Origin of the sequence: Sporosarcina sp. FSL K6-1522, from assembly GCF_038622445.1 — a bacterium.
Lineage (GTDB): Bacteria > Bacillota > Bacilli > Bacillales_A > Planococcaceae > Sporosarcina.
In genome coordinates, this window is sequence record NZ_CP152019.1 from 4,233,242 (window position 1) to 4,254,354 (window position 21,113).

The 21,113-nt window shown below is 42.8% G+C and carries 16 protein-coding genes; 2 read left to right on the top strand and 14 right to left on the bottom strand.

What is annotated here, in order from left to right; genetic code table 11:
• Positions 1–10: 10 nt before the first annotated feature.
• The 11 genes from MKY34_RS21155 to aceA all read right to left on the bottom strand — a co-directional run bounded on the left by MKY34_RS21155 (position 11) and on the right by aceA (position 10,600).
• Positions 11–652, bottom strand: coding sequence for a class II aldolase/adducin family protein (locus MKY34_RS21155; protein WP_342513078.1), 642 nt, complete (start codon positions 650–652; stop codon positions 11–13).
• Positions 653–665: 13 nt separating this feature from the next.
• Positions 666–1,637: a Gfo/Idh/MocA family oxidoreductase gene (locus tag MKY34_RS21160; RefSeq protein ID WP_342513079.1), complete on the bottom strand. Its 972-nt coding sequence runs from the start codon at positions 1,635–1,637 to the stop codon at positions 666–668.
• A gap of 446 nt (positions 1,638–2,083) precedes the next feature.
• Positions 2,084–3,079, bottom strand: a complete 996-nt coding sequence (locus MKY34_RS21165) for an ABC transporter substrate-binding protein (protein WP_342513080.1) — start codon at positions 3,077–3,079, stop codon at positions 2,084–2,086.
• A 62-nt stretch (positions 3,080–3,141) separates the two neighbouring features.
• Positions 3,142–4,131, bottom strand: a complete 990-nt coding sequence (locus tag MKY34_RS21170; RefSeq protein ID WP_342513081.1) for an ABC transporter permease — start codon at positions 4,129–4,131, stop codon at positions 3,142–3,144.
• Between the two features lie 5 nt (positions 4,132–4,136).
• Complete coding sequence (locus MKY34_RS21175; protein WP_342513082.1) at positions 4,137–5,648, bottom strand: sugar ABC transporter ATP-binding protein; 1,512 nt, start codon at positions 5,646–5,648, stop codon at positions 4,137–4,139.
• Between the two features lie 240 nt (positions 5,649–5,888).
• On the bottom strand, positions 5,889–6,650 hold the full coding sequence (locus tag MKY34_RS21180; protein ID WP_342515327.1) for a DeoR/GlpR family DNA-binding transcription regulator: 762 nt from the start codon (positions 6,648–6,650) through the stop codon (positions 5,889–5,891).
• Positions 6,651–6,771: 121 nt separating this feature from the next.
• Positions 6,772–7,227 carry an RbsD/FucU domain-containing protein gene (locus MKY34_RS21185; RefSeq protein ID WP_342513083.1) on the bottom strand — a complete coding sequence of 152 codons (456 nt, stop codon included), beginning with the start codon at positions 7,225–7,227 and terminating at the stop codon, positions 6,772–6,774.
• Positions 7,228–7,379: 152 nt separating this feature from the next.
• On the bottom strand, positions 7,380–7,643 hold the full coding sequence (locus MKY34_RS21190; RefSeq protein ID WP_342513084.1) for a hypothetical protein: 264 nt from the start codon (positions 7,641–7,643) through the stop codon (positions 7,380–7,382).
• 50 nt (positions 7,644–7,693) lie between these two features.
• Positions 7,694–8,860: an alanine--glyoxylate aminotransferase family protein gene (locus MKY34_RS21195; protein WP_342513085.1), complete on the bottom strand. Its 1,167-nt coding sequence runs from the start codon at positions 8,858–8,860 to the stop codon at positions 7,694–7,696.
• Positions 8,861–8,988: 128 nt separating this feature from the next.
• Entirely contained in the window at positions 8,989–9,117 is a 129-nt protein-coding gene (locus MKY34_RS21200; protein ID WP_342513086.1) for a YhfH family protein, read from the bottom strand.
• Positions 9,118–9,316: 199 nt separating this feature from the next.
• The gene (aceA, locus tag MKY34_RS21205) at positions 9,317–10,600 is read right to left on the bottom strand and encodes an isocitrate lyase (RefSeq protein ID WP_342515328.1); all 1,284 of its coding nucleotides are present in this window, start codon (positions 10,598–10,600) and stop codon (positions 9,317–9,319) included.
• A 225-nt stretch (positions 10,601–10,825) separates the two neighbouring features.
• On the opposite strand from aceA, the gene MKY34_RS21210 reads away from it, so the two are divergent.
• Positions 10,826–11,497: a LytTR family DNA-binding domain-containing protein gene (locus tag MKY34_RS21210; protein WP_342513087.1), complete on the top strand. Its 672-nt coding sequence runs from the start codon at positions 10,826–10,828 to the stop codon at positions 11,495–11,497.
• A 200-nt stretch (positions 11,498–11,697) separates the two neighbouring features.
• On the opposite strand, the gene MKY34_RS21215 is transcribed toward MKY34_RS21210, so the two are convergent.
• Positions 11,698–13,635 carry an S-layer homology domain-containing protein gene (locus MKY34_RS21215; protein ID WP_342513088.1) on the bottom strand — a complete coding sequence of 646 codons (1,938 nt, stop codon included), beginning with the start codon at positions 13,633–13,635 and terminating at the stop codon, positions 11,698–11,700.
• A gap of 583 nt (positions 13,636–14,218) precedes the next feature.
• Between MKY34_RS21215 and MKY34_RS21220 the strand changes: the two genes are divergently transcribed.
• Entirely contained in the window at positions 14,219–15,379 is a 1,161-nt protein-coding gene (locus tag MKY34_RS21220; protein ID WP_342513089.1) for a DUF5050 domain-containing protein, read from the top strand.
• 75 nt (positions 15,380–15,454) lie between these two features.
• Here the strand turns inward: MKY34_RS21220 and MKY34_RS21225 are convergent, their stop codons facing one another.
• Positions 15,455–20,293, bottom strand: a complete 4,839-nt coding sequence (locus MKY34_RS21225; protein WP_342513090.1) for a SpaA isopeptide-forming pilin-related protein — start codon at positions 20,291–20,293, stop codon at positions 15,455–15,457.
• Between the two features lie 50 nt (positions 20,294–20,343).
• A complete protein-coding gene (locus MKY34_RS21230; protein ID WP_342513091.1) occupies positions 20,344–20,955 on the bottom strand; it encodes a class D sortase in 612 nt (203 codons plus the stop codon).
• Between the last annotated feature and the right edge of the window lie 158 nt (positions 20,956–21,113).

Genomic DNA, 21,113 nt, shown 5'->3' on the forward strand with positions numbered 1-21,113 from the left:
TTTTTCCCTCCTATTCCTGAAGCAATTTGGAACGATATCGTTCAGCGGATAGATTACGTAAATCTTCACATTCCTCGTCTGTTAACACTCTCGGTCCTCCAAAGATTGTGCTGATTGTGAAAATCTTCGCTGACTCTTCCGTTAATTGCATGAAGAAATAGGCTTCCTTCATCGTTTTACCAACTGTCAACACCCCATGATTACGCATAATAATGACATCATGCTGATCGATTAAAGTACCAACAGCATCTGCCAGCACATGTGTTGTTGGAATGACATAATCGATGTATCCTACACTTTTCACCATGGCCGGAAAGTCTGGGAATAGCGGTGGAATATCTTTTCCAGCCGAAGACACACCGATTGAATACGTTGGATGAGCATGCAACACTGCTGTCGTTTCCGGATTTTTTCTAAAGCATTCTAAATGCATGAGCACCTCAGATGATGGTCGTAAATCTCCCTCCACCTCGCCCGTTTCAATATGCACTTTTACCCAGTTATCTTCAATTTCTTGTAGATCAAAGCCGCTTGGTGAAATATACATATAGTCACCTTCACGCATACTTAAATTACCACCTGCACCTACAACAAGACCTGAATCTACTAAGCGCTTAGCATATTTGTTTAACTCTGCTATAATTTGCGACATGGCTTTACCCCCTTCAAGATGTTTTCAATTGTTCTACTAATTTCTGCAGCATACGAGACTGTTGCAGCATTTGTTGTGGTGTATAAGCTAACGGGACGTTGGCAAGAATGGCCTCTTGAAATGCATTGACTTGAGCGACATAGGAGTTCCCTGCCCACTCAAATTGTTGCGGCCCTTCTTCCGTATGTATTCGAACGACACCAACATCCTCGTTCAGATCCGGACGAAATGCATGCGGTAGATGCATCGTTCCTTTTGTTCCGATGATGTCAACGTCATTGGTCATCGGGCCGTAAAAACTACAGTCCGCTATGCCAAGTACGTCATTCGAAAAGCGAAGCTGAAAGGCAATATGCGTATCTACTTGCTGTTTCCTGCCCTGTAAAACGTGAATGGCTGCGGGTTCTTCTCCTATTAAATCAAGCATCACATTCAAGCAGTACCCACCTATATCCCACAGAACGCCGCCGCCAAGTTCCGACTGCATTCGAATATCTTGTTGCCAATCCCCCATCGTAAAATGGAATCTTGAACGAATGGTTAAAGGTTCACCAATCACACCGGCTTCTAACAACTTTCTTGCTTCAATCATTTGTGGATGAAATCGATACATAAAGGCTTCCATTACGTGCACTTTTTTCTGATTCGCAGCAGTAAAAATTTCTGCCAATTCATGTACTTCTAGGACAATTGGTTTCTCACATAATACGTGTTTTCCAGCGGCAATCGCCTTGTCAATCCATTCCTTATGCAAGGAATTTGGCAATGCAATGTAGACCGCATCAATTTCTTCTAATTGTAGGAGCGCTTGATAATCGGTCAATACAGTTGGAATTGTAAATTCGTCCGCAAATGCTTGGGCTTTGCCACTTTTACTAGCAATCGCCTGCACAGCACCATTGGTACTTTGCAAAATAGCAGGAATCATTTGTTGCCTCGCAATATTGGCTGCACCAAGAATTCCCCATTGAATAGGCCTATCCATCATCTTCACCTCATCAATTACGCCTCGGCGTAATTGCGTCCAGATTTTTTTCGAGCTCGGGGCCTACAGGAAGTAGGTCATGCAACCGTTGCCAATCGAACAGCGAAGGGTTCGATTTGCCGTATTTCTACGTTCTTTGCGGAAATTAAGGCACCTTTCAGGACGCGGCGAACTTAGGTTGCCTTCCAAAACTCCTCTAAAAAATCTGTGACATCCGCCGGAAGCTTTATCTTCGTTCAGCGGGCATTTGAACACCCACTGAACAGAAAAACAAAACCGCATTCATCTCGCCACCTATGGACGTAGGTATTTTCTGTAGCTGACGCTTCACTTTCAGTACAAAAAGATTTGCTGAATGAAGATAAATTCGCGGTGCTTACTTGCTTACTGATTAAGAAAGGGACCGAATTAATCAGTCCCACTATTTCATAAGAAAAGCGCAAGGCTTACTCGTAAATCGCTGCCTTAATTTCATCGCTATCAATGTTGTCTTTGTCATACCAATAGAAACCTGTATCAATTGTTTTCTCGACCGATTCGCCTTTCATTGCTGCAACTGCTGCTTTCACTGTTTCATAGCCAATGCCGACTGGATTCTGTGTAACAGCTCCAACCATTAAGCCATCTTTAATCGCGTCGATTTGTTGCTTACCTGAGTCAAATCCGACAATAACAAGATCTCCTGATTTATTTAATTCGCGAACCGCATTCACGACACCAATTGCAGATCCTTCATTTGACCCAAAAATTCCTTTTAAATCGGGATGTGCCGACACCATCGCTTTTGCCAAGTCCGTTGATTTCAAGTGGTCTCCACCACCGTATTGAATATCGACAATTTCAATGTCTGGATATTTCGATTCGATTTGATCGACAAAGCCATCACGACGATCCACACCTGTTACAGACGTTTGGTCATGGACAACAAGCGCAAGTTTCCCTTTACCACCAATCGCTTCCGCCATCTTATCAGCCGCTAATGCTGCAGCTGCTTTGTTATCTGTGGATGCAGTGGCAAGTGGAATTTCACTGTCAACACCCGAGTCAAACGCAATAATCGGAATCCCTTTTCCATCTGCATCTGTTAGTAATGGGGAAGCTGCTTGAGAGTCAAGTGCCGCAAAACCGATGGCATCTGGTTTCTTATCAAGCGCTGCTTGCAACATTTCAATCTGTTTATCGACTTGTGATTCACTCTCTGGTCCTTCAAACGTAATTTTCACATCAAATTCATCTGCAGCCTGATCAGCCCCTTGCTTCACCGCTTGCCAAAATTGGTGTTGGAAGCCTTTCGATACGACAGCTACATACGGTTTGTCATCCTTAGAGCCTTCTTTCTCTGGTGCATCTCCTGAACCTGCCGATCCCCCATCATCTGCACATGCCGCTAAAAATAAAGAAGCTCCAAGAATTCCACTCATTAACCATGACCTTTTCTTCATACTATTCTCCCCTTTCGCATTCGTTTATTCTATATTCAGTCTATTGACTAGACATCCTATCGTTAGTCCTTCTTTCTCAACACATCTGCATAGACTGCCAAAATAATGACTAATCCAACTACAACCGTTTGCCATTCTTGTGGGATGGACATAATGCGTAAACCATTCGTTAACACACTCATAATCAGTGCACCAATGACTGTACCAACAATGGTTCCTTTTCCTCCGCTTAGCGAAGTCCCCCCAATGACAACCGCTGCAATGGCTTCAAGCTCATAACCTTGCCCCAACGCAGGTTGCGCAGAGTTTAAGCGCGATGCCATCAGGACGCCGGCAATTCCCGTGAATGCACCTGCTAGTGAATAGATTGCGATTTTCCAGAAGTCTACATTGACGCCCGATAGTTTAGTAGCTTCTTCATTACTACCAATGGAAAAATTATATCTTCCTAAAACCGTTTTCGATAAGATCACAGCGCCGATAATCGCCATGATGAAGAAAATAATGACTGCATTCGGTATATTGATGCCCGGAATAATAGAACCTAATGAGATTTTTGTGAAGTTGGGATGATCGCTAAAGTAAATCGGAGCTGCTCCAGAAATAACAAGCGCTAACCCTTTGGCAATCATCATCATTGCCAGCGTTGCGATAAAAGGCGGGATTCTCAACTTGGTAATAGCAAACCCACATAAAAACCCACAAGCAGCACCTGTGACAATCCCTCCAAGGACACCGATGAAAATAGGCATCCCAGCATTCACGACAATGACACCCGTTAACACAGAAGACAACGTCATGACCGTCCCCACGGAGAGGTCGATTCCTCCTGTGATAATGACAAATGTCGCACCTAAAGCTAAAATACCAATCACTGCAGTGGATAATAAAATCCCCATGATATTGCTATATTGCAAGAAGCTACTTGATGCAAAAGAAAAGAATACGAATAGCGCAAGCAAGCTAGCAAAAGCTAATACTTGTTGAATAGCCCCTGACGATAGCTTCTGTTTTTTCTGGACACTTTCTTGAATAGTCGATTCTACAGTCACTTCTTTCACCCCTCTATTTGATGTAGTCTTGTTGCGTATTCCATGATTTTCTCCTGTGTTGCTTCCTCTGAATGCAACTGACCTGTTATTTTCCCCTCGGCCATGACAATGATGCGATGACTCATTCGTAAAATCTCAGGTAGTTCCGAAGAAATCATAATGATTGACTTACCACTTGCTGCGAGCTCATCGATTAATTTGTAAATCTCCCCTTTGGCACCGATGTCGATTCCCCGTGTCGGCTCATCGAATATGAGGATATCGCAATCTCGCAGTAACCATTTCGCAATAACTACTTTCTGCTGATTTCCCCCCGACAGAAATTTGATTTTCTGATGAACGGTTGGTGTTTTGATTTGCAGACGTTCCACATAATCATTGGCTACTTTTTTGATCTTTGATTCTTTTATAAAAAGACCACCAGACAAGTAATCTTTAATCGTTGTGAGTGCCATATTGGACTTAACATCCATATCCACCAGCAAACCAAAATGCTTGCGATCCTCCGATAAATAACCAATCCCACTGTTCACAGCTTGTGCCGGATTGGCAAACTTGACGGTTTTTCCATGAAGTGTGATGGTTCCCCCAGATACCGGATCAGCACCGAATAGTGCACGTGCAACTTCTGTTCGTCCTGCGCCCATCAAGCCTGCAAATCCCAAAACCTCCCCTTTTTTCAGTTCAAATGTAATGTCTTTTAATAAGGTTTTGGTAGATACGTTGTTCACTTTCAAAACCGTTTCCTTCTGTTTACTGGACACCGATGGCTTGGATTCGATAAACACCTGGCGACCTACCATTAGCTGAATGACTTTGTTCATGTCAACATTCGCCGTTTCTAGTGTGTCTACATAAGTCCCATCACGCATAATCGTAATGCGGTCAGAGATGCGTTTCAGCTCATCCATCCGGTGTGATATGTAAATAATCCCCACTCCATTCTTCCGGAGATTGTCAATCGTCGTAAACAATGCATCAATTTCAACTTCAGTAAGCGCCGTCGTCGGTTCATCCATAATTAGGATTTTGGAGTTAAATGATAGTGCTTTCGCAATTTCTACCATCTGTTGCTTGGCGACTGTTAGCGTTCCTACTTTCGTTTTCGGATTCAAATCAATGTTCAATCGCTCGAATAACTCTTTTGTCCTTTTGTTCAGCTCACTATCCTTCAAAAAGAAATTGAGTGCCCCTTTTGGTTCGCGCCCGATAAAAATATTTTCAGCAACCGTCAAATCCCTCATGAGATTGAGCTCTTGATGAATCATAGAAATACCCTTTTCCTGCCCATCCTTTAGCGATTTAATGTCAATCTCTTGCCCCTCGAAACGAACACTGCCCTCATCTTTTCGGTACATCCCCGTCAGAATTTTCATAAGCGTGGACTTGCCTGCGCCATTTTCCCCGATAAGCGCCAGTACCTCGCCTGCTTTCAATTCCAGGTCAACATTAGAAAGCGCTTTCACACCTGGGAAAGATTTTGTGATATTTTTCATAACTAGAAGCGGCTCACCCATTTTTTATTCCCGCCCTTCTTTTCTCATCTTTTTTCTTTGAGTATGTTTGTTTTTATTTGTTTCTGTTGATTATAAACCAACGTTTTATCTTAATCAAGTAAATCTTTCCTATATTCTGAATCTTTTAGGTTTATGATTATTTTCTTCTCACAGTCATCTTGCAATAGTGCGCAAAAAAACGCGGAATTTGACAGTGTGACAGCAATTATTTGTTGTACAACTATGTCAGTTCCGCGTTTTTCATCGTGCTTTTATAATTTTGATATTTCGCTCTTTCAACGGCTCTAAGGCGGTATCTGTTGCTCCCTCATCAATGATTAACACATCGATGGCATCGATTTTTTCAATATGCGCAAATGCTTTTTTGTTGAGTTTTGTATGATCCAGCAATAAATATTTCTTATCTGCCGTGTGAATCATCTTCTGTTTCACCAATGCTTGCAATTCGTTTGAATCGCTTACTCCCCACGTTTCGTGTATCCCTTTGCATGAGAAAAATAGTTTATCGACATAATACGACTCTAGATTTTGCACAGTTAACGAACCAACAAAAGACATCGAATTCGGCGATAGTGCACCTCCTGTACAAATCACACGAATCTGCGTATTTTTAGCCAATTCAGCGCAAATTTGAATGGAATTTGTCAATACGGTCAATGACATATTCGGTATGAGACGCGCCAAATATAATGCCGTTGAGCTCGCATCTAAAAAAATAATATCATGCTCCTCAATATACTTCGCAGCCGCTTTCGCAACGCTCATTTTCTCTTTTTTGTTAATGACCTCGCGCTGAAAATACGGTAAGTCGTCCTCTTCTTCTTTAATGGAAATCGCACCGCCATGCGTTCGCATCAGCTTCCCCTTCGCCTCTAGCTTTTCCAAATCCCGCCGGATCGTTTCCTCCGTCACACCGAATAACTTGCTCAACTCAGAAACACGAACGGTTTCATGCTCATTTACAGTAGAAATAATCTTGTTTTGTCTTGCCCCTACTAACATCACTGCCACCTCTTCCTTATTATTAATTACCCCTTGGCGTAATTACGTCCAGATTGTTTTTGAGCGAGCTCGAAAAGCTCATTTAAAAATCTGTGACATCCGCCGGAGGTCTCACCTTCATTTAGTAGGTGTTTGAACACCTGTTAAATGAAGATGATATAACACCTTTTTTAAGAATGATGTTCGCGTAGAACGCTGTCTCACTCGTCGCAACAATGGCATAGGCTTGCTTTGATCGCCGATAAAATTCAAAACGGTCGACCTGTTCAATAGCCATCTGTTCATTACCAGTTGCCGTCAAAATGTCGGCATACGCTGCCCAAATAACCGGATTACCTTCGTCTGCTGGTGTCGCCATATACGTAACTGGACATTCCACGAACGTGTCTAACGGGAACAGCTTCAATATACTTTCAAGTACAGCGGGCATCATCTGCCCATCCAAGCGAATCAAGCGATCCGTATGCGAAGCAGATGGGAAATTGCCATCCGCTAATACCAACTCATCACCATGTCCCATTTCCATTAATACTTTCAGTAATTCGGGAGATAAATTTTGGGGTATATTTTTGAGCATGTTGTTCTCCTTTGTCTTTTCTTTGATTCCTTTTACTTTATCAAATAAAATCACATTGTGAAAGAGTGTTTTTGGAAATATTCAAATTATTTCGGAATAATAAGAGTATATACGTCTCGATAGGCATCGGACAAACTAGTTACTTGTGTTCTTTACGTAGATGCATAGTAGGATTTGCACGGTTTGGAAACGCTTTTGCGCGGTTCACAGGCGACTTTGCGCGCTTTGGAAACGATTATGCGCGGTTCGTAGACGACTTTGCGCGCTTTGGATACACTTTTGCGCGGTTCGCAGACGACTTTGCGCGCTTTGGATACACTTTTGCGCGGTTCGTAGGCGACTTTGCGCGCTTTGGAAACGATTATGCGCGGTTCGTAGACAGTTTTGCGCGCTTCAACAAACGTTGCACACAACAAAAACAAGCCGCCCTAGTTTTTCACTAGAACGACTTGTTTTTTATAATATTTTACACAGCTGTTGCCACTTCAACTTTAAAACGCTCAACTGCTTTTGCTGTATCTACTGTATGCCCGATGTCATTCAGCGTTTCTCCAATGAGCTCAACTGCTTTAGCGAGCATCTGCTCCGTTGTGTTACCCATATGACCAATGCGGAATGCTTTTCCAGCTAAGTGCGCAAGTGCACCCGCGACCACAACTCCTTTTGCACCCAGTGCTGCACGGAATGTCGAATCGTCTACACCATCTGGGTATAAAATACAGCTTAATGTAGAAGCCGCTACATCTTCTCCCGCCAATGCCGTCATGCCATATTCCCCAAGTGCTGCGCGGACCGCCTTACCAAATGCCGTATGACGCACGATGCGTTTTTCCACACCTTCCATCAGCACCAATTCGATTCCTTCATTATAGGCATAAATCAAGTTCACTGGAGGTGTCGCGAAATATTTAGATGGATCATTCATAATTGGAATCCAATTATAAATGTCGCAATAATAAGCAGGAACACGCTCAATCTGTTTGCGAGCGGCCAACGCGCTTTGATTGAATGCAACAATGGCTAGGCCTGGTGGTACCCCTAGTGCTTTTTGAGATCCTGTCAAAATGACGTCAATCGTATTGTCTGGTCCGCCATACGTTTTGCTCATATCCTCTTCCATCGCTGCTGTTGCACAAACACCATCTAAAATAATGAGTGCGCCGTGTTTTTTCACGATTGGTACAAGTGCATCAAGATTTGCCGCTACACCTGTGGACGTGTCCGCATGCGTAATCGTGACAGCTTTATAGGTCCCGCTACCCAGTTTCGCTTCTACTTCTTGTGGATCGACTTGCTTGCCCCATTCTGATTGCAACACATCTACTTCAATGCCAAAAGCTTGTCCAAGTGTAATGAAGCGATCACCGAAATAACCCTGACTGACAACCAAAATCTTTTCTCCAGCAGCGACCGTATTGACGAGCGCCATTTCCATTCCAATCGTCCCAGAACCCGCGACGACGAAAACTTCCCCGTCTGTATGAAACAGTTTTCGTGTTTGATCAATGGCATTTTTATAAATCGCCACAAATCTTGGGTCCGTATGCCCCCTCGTTTCGCTCGCCATTGCATCATAAATCGAATCAACAACAGGTGTTGGACCCGGTATTAGTAACATTTCTTCATTTCGCAAATGATTTTCCTCCTTACATTCTATAAATAACTGAATCTTCCCTATTATAACACTTTAATCTTCTTAATTGGGCTATAAAACAAAAGCGGCTTTATCCCCCATAACTAAGGGATAGAGCCGCTCTTCGATCACTCTTCGTTCGAGCCAATACAGCGTTCGCATTCATAAAGTGGAGATTCGACCTTCTCTACAATCTCACAACCACATTCCCGACAAATCTTTTTCGACCGCTCATTTCTGTTATTGTTCGTCTGCATACTGATCTCCTCCACTTTCGAATGGTTTTTTAGTTTGGCTAAACAAGGAAGGCAGTCTAAGTTCGCGACGTCCTAAAGGGAAGTGCCTTAATTTCTGCAATACACAGAAATTAAGGCAAAATCGAACCCTTCGTAGTTCGATTCGCAATGACTGCATAATCTACATCCTATAGGCCGCAAGGTCAATTACCGAATTCAATCAAACAAACTGTGCAACTTCTGTTGACCCCTGCATCGCAGTTGTCGAAGATGTACCACCTGAAATTACTTGTGATACTTCGTCAAAGTAGCCTGTACCTACTTCACGTTGGTGCCTTGTTGCAGTGTAGCCTTTGTCTTCATTAGCAAATTCAGCCTGTTGTAATTTCGAGTAAGCTGCCATGCCATTGTCTTTGTAGTCATGCGCAAGTTCGAACATGCTGTGGTTCAATGAGTGGAAACCAGCAAGTGTTACGAACTGGAACTTGTAGCCCATTTTTCCGAGTTCTACTTGGTATTTCGCGATTGTTTCTTGATCCAAATTCGCTTCCCAGTTGAAAGAAGGTGAACAGTTATATGCTAGTTTCTTACCTGGGAATTTCGCATGGATTGCGTCCGCAAATTGTTTCGCCTCTTCAAGAGATGGGTGAGACGTTTCACACCAAACAAGATCTGCATACGGTGCATATGCCAATCCACGTGCAATCGCTTGGTCGATACCCGGTTTTGTACGGTAGAATCCTTCAGGTGTACGCTCGCCAGTTAGAAACTCTTTGTCAACTGGGTCGATGTCACTTGTGACCATATCCGCTGCATCTGCATCTGTACGTGAGATGAGAACAGTTGGTACACCAAGTACGTCAGCTGCCAGTCGTGCAGCTACTAGGTTACGAATTGCATTTTGCGTTGGTAGCAATACTTTACCGCCAAGGTGACCACATTTCTTCTCAGATGCCAGTTGGTCTTCAAGGTGAACGCCCGCAGCTCCAGCTTCAATCATGCCCTTCATCAATTCGAAGACGTTTAGTGGACCACCGAAGCCTGCTTCAGCATCCGCTACGATTGGTGCGAACCAGTCAAAACCGTCTTCGCGCCCTTCCGCATGATCGATTTGGTCTGCACGTTGCAATGCTTGGTTGATGCGTTTAACGACTGAAGGCACACTGTTTGCTGGATACAAACTTTGGTCCGGATACATTTGACCGGATAGGTTTGCGTCCGCCGCTACTTGCCAACCACTTAGATAGATTGCTTGAAGTCCTGCTTTGACTTGTTGTACAGCTTGGTTCCCTGTCAATGCACCCAGTGCGTTGATGAAATCTTCTTCATGAATGGATTTCCACAAACGGTCCGCACCTTTTTTCGCCAATGTATGATCAATGAGAAATGATCCTCGAAGTTTCACAACATCTTCCGCAGAATAAGGACGTTCAATCCCTTTCCAACGGCTATCCTCCGCCCAGCTTTTCTCCAATTGTGCAATCTGCTCTTGTCTAGTCATTATATACGTCACACCTTCCTATTTTTTTAACGCTCAGCTATTTGATTGAAATTAATGCTTTCGTACTGTTTCATAACAGCTGAAGTTGTTATACAGTAATATATAACAGAAAATTAAGATTGTCTGTACATTTTGATAAAACAGTGTATTCTGAGGATGAATAAAGAATAAAGTGGATGAAATGGTTTTTAAAGGTGTTTATTAGATCGTACAAAGGGGGAAGTCAATATGACAGTGGAGAAGACAATGATTTCAAAAGAGGTATTGCAGCAATATGTTGGGGCATTAGAGGACTGGATTCCGAAAGACGCAGCCGTCGCAATAGCAGTTGGGGACTGTTATGTGTATTACGTTGCGGGTCTACACGATATTCGATTAAAGCATGGGCAAGCAGTGCAACCAGGAAGCATTGCAGAAAAGGTCATTCAAGAGCGGTGTAAAGTAGATACAGTAATGGACGCCACATTATTCGGTGTTCCTTATTACGGCATCGGCTATCCAATTGACTTGCGTGGTGAACCTGCTGCACTCGTTGTCGTGTTACCGCCAAACTACCATGTATTACGTCACGAGCCATTCCGTTTTATAACCGGCAAACAAGAAGATGAATGGAGTCCAATCTCTATAGAAGAAGTTGCTTACTTTGAAAGCTTGCAAAAGAAAACATGGTTCTATTCAGATGGTGAACAGTTTTGTACAACGACCACACTAAAGGATCTGAGCTTGCGTCTGCCCAAAACCTTTTTGCGCGTCCATCGCTCCTATATTGTCAACATTAGCTATATCCAACGCATCTCACGAGATTTCTCTTCCAATCTCGTTCTATTATTAAAGGATGGTACAGAACTACCCGTTAGCCAGACATATATGAATGATGTAAGAACTGCGCTTGGATTTTAGGATGAAAAGCGATGAAGGTGTGCGATTCACCTTGGAAGCGCGCAATGCGGCCCAATGACCGCGCATTAACGCCGGAGAAGAACGCAATCGAGTCCGCTAACCGCGCATTCCGGATGTTTAACCGCACATAACTAGCCATCTCCCATATTCAACAATAAAACAGGTGCCAAGACGAGTTTCCTAGTCTTGACACCTGTTTTTCATTTGACAACCGGTATAGTTTTTACATAATCCCCATGAACAAATAGCTCATTATACTTCTTGTCATCTGATACAATCTTCACCCATGGTGCATTCGTTTTATTATCTACAATAATAATCGGCAAGCCTGTGTTCTTATACTTATATACCGCAGTATTGCTTGTCCCTGGACCTGTGCGGACGTTCAATCCTGTGCTCCCCGTTAAGCCAATGTTATACGCATTCGCTAGGTCTTTTCCACCCATCATTTTATCCATGCGATACCAATGACCTGCCGCTTTTGCTCCCCAATAAGGGTCCGATGCGTATTTCACATTAAAGCCCAGTGCTTTATTGCCGAAAACAGCACCATTCGCATAAGGCGCATTCGGTGGAATGTAGTTTAAATTAAAATACGATTTAAGTAGCTCGTCGATGTTGCTCTCAACTGTTTCAAAGTATTCTGCAACGGGGCGATCATCATAGACTTTCAGCCCGAACAAGTTATTGTATTCCTGCGCTCTAGCGCTCATGCCATACGCACTTTCATGCTGCGCAAGTGAAAGTATGAGCAACGCATTCACTTTTTCTTTCTGTTCTACTTCCTTCAAATACTTTCCAAGTCCAATGAGCTTACTTTTTGTAGCTGCATCTTTATAAGTAGCATTCTTTGGATTATCTCTTTCCAACTGCTGTAGCATCGTCATAATATATGCGTCAATTTCCTCAGCCGTATAGTTGGTTGTACTACGAGCAGGTAGGTATTGGAAATACTGATATGCACTCCCCGCAGTTTGTCCATTCACTTTTGTGAAATTAATGCCATCCCAACTATAATAACGCTCGCCTGCCGTCATGAAGCTCGGTGCTTTCCCGGCTTGATAAGATACAAATCTTGCGTTCTTGTTGGAATAAATAGAGTGCGTCAATATACCATTACTCACCGAGTAGTAAGAGCGCTCTTTCACCGATTTCCAAGGCAATAACAACGCATTCTCTTGTTTGATAAACCCTGTTTTCCCTGCCATTCTCACTTCAACATACGTATCTGTCGAACTGATATATTCAAGCTCAGTATCTGCTGATACATAAGTAGCCGCTGTCCGTAAGTCTTTTGTTGTATAAATATTCGTCAGACTGCTTGCTGCTGTTGGTTGCGACACAACAATACCTGAGGGCATCTTAATAATGGCCCCATCATATTGAATGACTTGATCCGCTTTTAGCGCCGCAAGCGCCTCCGCATACTTCGCATACTTCTTCACAACGACTGTACTACCATTCGCTTGAATCGTTGCCACATCATATGTTGGTGCTGGTTTTACCGGTGGCTCTGGTTTCACTGGTGGTTCCGGAACAGTCCCCGAGTTTTCCACGACAGTCAAAAACCGTGACACTACCGCCGCTGCATCTCCACGCGTTGCATTGTCGAGTGGTCTAAAATGATTATTCGCTGATCCTAAGAAAATACCATAATTCACAGTATTACTAACAGCGGAATGATAGTCTTTAAGTATTTTATCCGTATCTGCAAATGTCAATGCGCTGCTTCGATCCTTAATACCTTTATAATCGAGCGCTCGCTTCATCAGTACCGCCATATGTTGGCGGCTAATATTGGCAGATGGCTTAAACGTACCATCTCCATACCCTGTAATGAGCCCCGCATCCGCAGCTGCCAAAATCTCATCCATCATGCCTGATTTTTCATCGACATCTGTAAATATAACGCCTTCCTCTGGTACTTCTAATTTCAATGATCGCGTCATAATAACCGCAAACTGCCCACGTGTCACTTGGCCGTCAGGTTTATAAACACCATCCCCATAGCCTTTCATAATGCCCTTTTCAATCATCAGCCTCAGTTCTTTTTCGTGCCAATGTCCTGTAACATCATCGCTTGCATACGTACTTACACCGTTCGTCAGGACGAACAAAAGGATTAGTGCTAACGACAAAATTCTTTTCCAGTGGTGTCTCAGGTTAAACACTCCTAACTTTTGTAAGATTACTAGCTATCCACACTGTAACACAATACTACAATCCTCGCCTGTTGTAAAAGTAGCTTTTGTCCCCTATTACAATTTTACAAATACTAGAAAAAAACTCTCAAAATCTAGCTAGTATTCAAGGCCCAAAAATATAAACATTACCTACACCCGAATACACTGAACATTCACACCAACCACTCCAACTAGCATTCTATCACCATACTGTGAGTCTTTTCACAAACTCCCCCCTACTAAAAGTCGTGTAACCCTTGCCACGAAGCGCTTTCTAACCCCTCTCTCTTGAATTAGTTCTAAAATACCAATTCGTCAAAAAATCGAATTAGTCTAATTCTATTTACCTAACAACTTATTAAAAAAACTCCGACCCATTTTGTTCACAACCAGAACCGGAATAGGTCAAAAGGTAAGCTATAATAGGTATTGAGAATAGCGACTTACATCACCAAGAATAATTACACCAGCTTCTGCCCCCTAAGTCCCAGAATTGATTGACCCCAACACTACAACCACAATACGGAGGGAAACTATAATGAAAAAACAACTATTATCTCTATCACTCGCCCTAGCCCTTGCCTCTACAACTTTCATCAGCAGCCCTGCCTCGGCAAATACAGCGACTGCACCTGTACAAGCCCCCATCACAACATTATCCACATATGCCACTGACTACGCTAACTCTTACGAAATGATTCGTTCCGCACTCGTAAACAACGAAACGTTTGGTCAATTCGATCCAACTGAGATTTCTTCTAAAGAAATTGGCACATTGATCCGACAAATCGTACAGGAAAATCCAGACATCCTTTACTATAAATCAGCATCTGTATGGGCAAGTGGTAAAATCCAATTCAACTACTACCTACCAGCGGATGTGATGAAAAAGAACCGTGCAGCACTAGACGCTAAAGTCGAACAAGTACTAAAAAGCATCAACAAACCGAAAGCTTCTGACTACGACAAAGTAAAAGCGGTCCATGACTACCTCGTCTTGAACACTTCTTATGACCATGTCAACCAACAGAAAAAAACGATTCCTGCCGATTCTTACACAGCTCACGGCGCACTTATAGGTGGTACCGCAGTATGTGACGGCTATACAAAAGCGGCCCAACTATTGCTCAACCGCCTCGGCGTTGAAAACCATTACGTCGTCGGAAACATTAAAGACGGCTTGCACTCTTGGAACCAAGTAAAAATCAATGGCAAATACTACTTCATGGACATTACATGGGATGATCCAGTTCCAAATAAACCTGGTCAAATCGAATATAACTACTTCCTAGTAACATCTGAACAATTACGTAAAGACCATTCATGGGTGGAAAAATCATGGCCTGTTGCAACAGACAAGCAATATAGCTACTTCGCAGATTTCAAAAATCCTATTGAAAACGGCAACTTTTTCTACTACAGCAGTAAAGCAGACAATCACAAGCTTTATAGAATCTCAAAAGACGGCAAAAACAAACAAAGAGTTAATAATGTACGCGCACCTTACTTCTCAATCGCTGGCAATAGCATCTACTTCAGTAACTATTCGAGCGGAGGACACTTATACAAGATGAATCTAGATGGTACAAAGCCTGTGAAATTGAATTCGATCCACTCTATCAATCTATCACTTAATGGTAATGTTCTTCACTTTACAAACAACGCGACAAAAGCGGCTATGAAAATGACAATTAAATAAGTCGGACAAGCATACAAAAAAACGTACACACTGGCTCGATTACGCTCAGTGTGCACGTTTTTTGTTGTTAACGACTTACTGTTGCTTAGATTCCTTTCTTTTCCTTCTACCAAAGAGTAACCAACCACCGAGAACCATAGCGAGGAGACCTGTGATGAGTAGCTCATACATCATGCCCTCACCCGTACGTGGTAGCACTTTCGCTTCTTTACTTGGCACTTTCGCTCTCGGCTGTTCAACTACTTTAATCGGTTTTTCCGGTTGCGGAACAACCGATTCTCCGTCCGGACCTTCTGGTTGCGGATCTGGATCTTCCGGATCTGGGTCTGTTCCTGGACCTTCCGGTTGTGGATCCGGATCAACTGGATCTGGGTCTTCCGGATCTGGGTCTGTTCCTGGACCTTCTGGTTGTGGATCCGGATCAACTGGGTCTGGGTCTGGGTCTGGGTCTGGTGTTTCAGGCTGCGGGTCTGGATCAACCGGATCTGGATCTGGGTCCGGAGTAGGCGTTATTCCGCCACCGCCACCAGATCTTCTATTTGTAATTGTAACGGTTTTCGATACTTCACCTTCTGCTGATAGTTCTACTGGCGTATATGCTGTTGTTATTATATAGCCAGCTGGTGCCTTAATTTCTTTAATCGTGTATTTTCCATAAGGTAGACCTTTGAATGTAGCAAGCCCATCATCGCCTGTTGTTTCCGTACCAATTGCCTCTCCAATTGTACTACCAGGCGTCTCTCCTTGACGGTAAAGCTCAAATACTGCTCCCGGCAAAGTCCTGTTCGTGTTGGCAGCGTCGACTTTTTTCACAACAATGTCGCCGCCTTTTTCGTTTGTGATTGGATTGAGCGTAATGTCTTGCATTCCGTCACCTTCAGCAATTTCAAATGGATATTCCGTCTTGTTATCCAGCACATAATACTGTGGTGCCTTGCTTTCAACTAGGTAATATTTCCCGAAAGCGAGATCCTTCATATGGAAGACGTCATCACCTTCAGCAGTTACTGTTTGAATTTTCTTGAAGCCTGTGGTGCCGGCTGCTTCATACCATAATTCAAACACCGCACCTTTCAGTGGAGTTGGTACTTCACTTACCATATCTGCTGCATCTATTTTGATAAATTCAGCAGAGCCTTTTCCTAGAATATTTGTCACAGGAACATCTGCAAGTAAATTCCCTTCTATCGTCATGGTGAATTTTCTTGGCGTCTCATCTAACATATAGCCAGCAGGTGCTTTCGTCTCCACGAAGTAGTAATCTCCTATAGGCAGACCTTCCACAACAATTCGACCAGCGTTATCGCCGGTTCCTGCCGTTGTCAAATCTTCTACATACCGTACATGCGCGCCATTCGGATCTCCTCTATACAAGTCGAAAACTGCACCATTTAGAAGAGCTTCTTGATCGCCTGTTTTAGTAAGTGTGACCGTTCCCGTTCGGAGTTCATTGAACACAGGTTGTTCTGCTTGCGCACCCGCTACAATTGTAATTGTCCAAGAGCTGTCGTCACTTATTTTGTAACCGTTAGGAGCAGAGATTTCCCTTAACTCGTATTCTCCTGGTGGCAAATTACTTACTGTAAACTTTCCATCTTCCCCGGTTGTTAGAATGAATGGGTCAGCCCCCCATTCATTGCTTCCACCATAATCGTAAAATTGGTTATCTTTCATTAAAGTGAACTGTGCTCCTGGTAATGGTATTACCTTCTCTTTGTTCGGATCGTCTGGATCAGTACCTGTTTTTGTAACTTCCAACGAACCATGTTGTTCTATTCGGGTATTCGTTATAGCTACCGTATCCACTTTATTGTCCGCATCAATAACAATCGGGACATCTTTATCTTTGTCACCTTTGTCTTGAGTAGTTGTATAGCCATCCAATGGAACTTCCTCAACATAATAGCTACCGTAATCTACTGTAAATGTTGCTATTCCATCAACAATCTTAGCTGTGTCCACCGTCACTTTATCGCTATTCAATAAATTAATGGTGACCTCTGGTGCTACTTCTCCTTCTTCAAGTCCTACAAATGTTTTATAAATGGTGATGGTGCCTTTTGGCTCCCCAGGGTTCTTTGGATTTGTGATTGTAAATTTATGCGCTTCCCCGTCATACTTTACCCAGTCAGAGGTGCCTGTTACATCTACAATCTGATTTTCTGCACTCACAGTAAATGTTAGGTCACCTACTGTATCATGATCCGGACTACCCGAAGTCGTTTCACTAATTGTGTAGTCGCCTGGTATTAGGCCACCGAAGGTATGACCGTCTCCACCAATTGATACGTCTTGTTTATACTCTTCTGGACCTGTTATCGTAAAATCAGCTTTGAAATCCGTCTCATCCAAACCTTGATAGTTCTTTTCAATAGTTATTTCTGCTGTCGGTGTTGTTTCAGCTTCATAATTTTTCACATAAATCGGGGCTTCTACAGCATCATTAATCGTAATAAGGAAACCACCATTTTCTTCTGAATAAGCGTCGTTAATCACATAACCATTTGGCGCTTTAACCTCAATTAGTCGGTACGTGCCGTACGGTACGTGCCAAAATGTAGTCGTTCCTATTACTGGTAAAGTCTCTTGCACGTCACCCCATTGTTCCCCTGTATCATTATTAACGAGTTTAAATTTTGCTCCTGCTAAAACTTTAGGGATACCAAAAATCTTTTTATTCGGATCGATTTTAGTAATAGCAATTGAACCAGTCTTCTTCTTGTTTTTAATAGACTTAGTATACACGTGCGAATTATTATGCAAGAACGTTCCATCTGCTTTAACTGTAAAAGTGTCGATTCCAAACGGCAAGTAGCCACTAGGCGTCTTTGATTCAGTTAATGAATACGTTCCTGGCTTCAAGTTCGCAAATGTAATCGACTCGCCACCTTTAACTGTTTGCGTTTCGCTGTAACCAAGTCCAATACTTGTTAGTGTAAAATCCGCTTCTAGTAAGGACTGATTTGCTCCATGTTCGAATGTTTTATTGACTGTTAGAGTTGCTGTTGGCGTTTTCGGAATTTCCAGATTGACAATCTTTACCGATAGCTTAGATGATCCCGGTAGTGGGTGATACCCTTTACTAACTAGTGTTGTTTCTGTGATAGAACCATTAGCATCTACCACGAATGTTCGCGGGTCTACTTTGCTATGATTATCACTATTCTCATTTACTTCCGTAAGTATATACGTTCCTGGTTCCAAGCCCCCAAATGAATGGTTCTTTCCATTGGTAATCGGTACATTCCCACTGCTATACCCATTGTCACCAACCAACGTAAAGTTCGCAATTAGCGAATTATCATGCGAGTTTTCGAATGTCTTTGTAACGATTAGTTGTGCTTTTGGTGTTCTCTTGTTTGTAATCTTATCAAGTGCTTTGTCTTTTGTACCCGTTTCAAATGACAATGGTGCAACAGTTTGATAGCCAGTCGGCGTATTCGTTTCTGTCAGCTCACAGTTACTGTTTGCTGGTACATCTGTAAAGGTAGCTTTCCCATCTTTATTAGTTGTTTGGCTCTGCGTATAATCGTCACAAACCAATGTGAATGTAGCTTTTAAATCCTTAGTCTTTCCACCTTCAAACGTTTTTACGATGCTCACTTTTACAGGTTTAGTCTTTTTCTTGTTATTAATTGCTGGAAGTGTTTGATCTTTTACACCCGTTTCAAATGACAATGGTGCAACAGTTTGATAGCCAGTCGGCGTATTCGTCTCCGTCAGTTCACAGTTACTGTTTGCTGGTACATCTGTAAAGGTAGCTTTCCCATCTTTATTAGTTGTTTGGCTCTGCGTATAATCGTCACAAACCAATGTGAATGTAGCTTTTAAATCCTTAGTCTTTCCACCTTCAAACGTTTTCACGATGCTCACTTTTACAGGTTTTATAGGTTTAACCTTTTTCTTATTCGTAATCGTTACAATCTCTTTATTTCCGTTATAACTGTCTAAACTACCGTTGATAATTTCACCATTCTTCACTTCGAAGTTCTGTGGTGCCATCAACACGTAGCCTTTTCCTTCTTCTGTTTCGGTTTCTGTAAGTGTGTAATTGCCATCTGGTAAGTCTTTAAAATATTTAGTTTCTCCGTTATCGATTTCTACTCCCGCTTTGGAATAACCTTTATCACTAGTTAATTTAAATTCAGCTTCTAAATCTTTATCATTCGATCCCTCGAATAGCTTCTTAACACCTAGCTTCGGGCCGCCTGTCGGTTCAACATTACCCTGACAATCCATTCCAGCTGGTGCATTTACATAAGTGAACGTGTGATGTTTTTTCCCTGAATTCTCATCTGCAATTACAAATGTCCTTTCATTCTCTGTACATATCGTAGATCCTGTAGGCACTATTTCCGTTAGCGTCATTTTCCCATGGTGTACGTTGTTAAAAAACGCTACCCCATTTGCATCTGTCGCCACAGTTTTATCATACTGCCCCGAACCTCCCGGACCTGTCAAATGAAATTTTACACCCTCGACAGGTTTACCAGTGGGATCTTTTTTCGTGACAGTCACGGTACCACCCAACGGATTATCTTTATCTTGATCTTTATTGCTCGGTGAATCCGCCAGTCCTGGCGGCGTTCTAGTTATTGACGAATCAGATGTTTCTGGTGTCGGTTTTGACTCCAGTGCTGTAGGTGGTTCCGTTTTTTCTACTTGCTCTGGTGTTGATGGTTCTGGTTTTTCTTCTGGCGGTGCTAGCGATGGTTCCGGCTCCGTTTTTTCTACTGGCGCTGGTGGTATCGGTTTTGTTTCGGGCGGTGGCACTTCTTGCTGCACAACTACCGGTGCCTCAACTGGTGCGACTGCTGGTGCTTCTCCCTCTGCATACGCCGTCGCCATAGGGCCTAAGACAATTTGACCTAATAACAAAATCATAAAGGCAAAAATGTTTAACTTCTTCGACATGTTTCCTCCTCCTTACGTTTTCAAATGGTTTTTCGAGTGCTGCTTGTCCATCATTGCTTCAATTCTGCTTGTACAATGAGTCGATCGGGTGGGTTGGATCGACCGAGTGGCGTGCATGTCACGAGTGTAATGAGTGGTTTGTCTTGATCTTCTAACACAGATACGTCTGATTTGTGGACCACAAATGTGCGGGTGACTTCATATTGAAGGTTTCCTACAGCTGTTGTGACTTCAATCACATCGTTTTCTCGAATCTCGTCTAACCGATTGAACTGCTTACCGCTTGCCAGTGCTCGATGGCCCGCCAAACCGACATTGTTCACCGCAAATTGCTTTTTCGCATCCACAATACCCGCGCCTTTACTAAGACTATTCGGAGTCGCATCTGCAAAAATAGCCATTTCCAAGTCAATGCTGTCAATCCGAATAATTCCTGTTACACCTTCCGTTAAAACTTGCTGCCCTTTGTCCGATGTCGCTTCTATGGTGTCTACCTCTTCAGATGATGTCGATAGCTGTTGAATCAGTTCTGTCTGTCCAAGTTGTTCAAAGCTGTCTACTAATTTTTGTTGCTCCGTATCATAGCGAATCTTCTCGATTTGAGGATAAAAAACTAGCGCTCCCCCAACTATCAACAAAAGTATGCCTATTGCTCTACGCAATTTCTTATCACCCTCCCTAAATATAATCCGCATAGTTCTAAAGATTTAAACTATTTAACAAACAGTAACAAAACCATTCTGAACATTTTCTGAACAAGACAAAAAAGACTATTTATTTCTCCAATTTCTCAGAGAAATAAATAGCCTTCGATCTTCTG